Below are 872 nucleotides of genomic sequence, written 5' to 3'. Positions count from 1 at the left end.
CGGGTTATTAGCTCAGTTGGTAGAGCAGTTGACTTTTAATCAATTGGTCGATGGTTCAAATCCATCATAACCCACCATTCTTTGAATGGTCTTTTATCGGCGGATTTACGTAGAATACTAAGTTGTTATAAAACGCAACGTCAGAGCGGGTCATTAGCTCAGTTGGTAGAGCAGTTGACTTTTAATCAATTGGTCGATGGTTCAAATCCATCATGACCCACCATTCTTTATTCCTTGTGAATAGTGTTTGGCATCAATCGGCGGATTTACGCAGGCTTTAACTTAGAAATAAGTTAGCAACTGGAACGGGTTATTAGCTCAGTTGGTAGAGCAGTTGACTTTTAATCAATTGGTCGATGGTTCAAATCCATCATAACCCACCATTCTTTATTCCTTTGAATAGTGATTGGTTCCAATCGACGGATTTACGTAAAGTAGTTAGTTGCATTTAAACGCAACAATAGAGCGGGTTATTAGCTCAGTTGGTAGAGCAGTTGACTTTTAATCAATTGGTCGATGGTTCAAATCCATCATAACCCACCATTCTTTATTCCTCGTGAATAGCGTTTGGCATCAATCGGCGGATTTACGTAAGCTTCATTCTTAATTGGATAAGTGCATAGAGCGGGTTATTAGCTCAGTTGGTAGAGCAGTTGACTTTTAATCAATTGGTCGATGGTTCAAATCCATCATAACCCACCATTCTTTGAATGGTCTTTTATCGGCGGATTTACGTAGAATACTAAGTTGTTATAAAACGCAACGTCAGAGCGGGTCATTAGCTCAGTTGGTAGAGCAGTTGACTTTTAATCAATTGGTCGATGGTTCAAATCCATCATGACCCACCATTCTTTATTCCTTGTGAATAGTGT

General features: G+C 39.4%; 6 tRNA genes. All 6 read left to right on the top strand.

From position 1 onward, the window contains the following. Position 1: 1 nt before the first annotated feature. A tRNA-Lys gene (locus tag L656_RS0114515) sits at positions 2 to 77 on the top strand. Positions 78 to 147: 70 nt separating this feature from the next. Beyond that, positions 148 to 223, top strand: a tRNA-Lys gene (locus L656_RS0114510). An 84-nt stretch (positions 224 to 307) separates the two neighbouring features. Beyond that, positions 308 to 383, top strand: a tRNA-Lys gene (locus L656_RS0114505). Positions 384 to 467: 84 nt separating this feature from the next. Further along, positions 468 to 543: transfer RNA gene (locus L656_RS0114500), tRNA-Lys, on the top strand. 83 nt (positions 544 to 626) lie between these two features. After that, positions 627 to 702: transfer RNA gene (locus L656_RS0114495), tRNA-Lys, on the top strand. Between the two features lie 70 nt (positions 703 to 772). Continuing rightward, positions 773 to 848, top strand: a tRNA-Lys gene (locus tag L656_RS0114490). Positions 849 to 872: the final 24 nt, after the last annotated feature.

The organism is Pseudoalteromonas sp. TAE56 (genome assembly GCF_000497955.1).
Lineage (GTDB): Bacteria > Pseudomonadota > Gammaproteobacteria > Enterobacterales > Alteromonadaceae > Pseudoalteromonas.
This window is presented reverse-complemented; position numbering and strand designations above follow the sequence as displayed.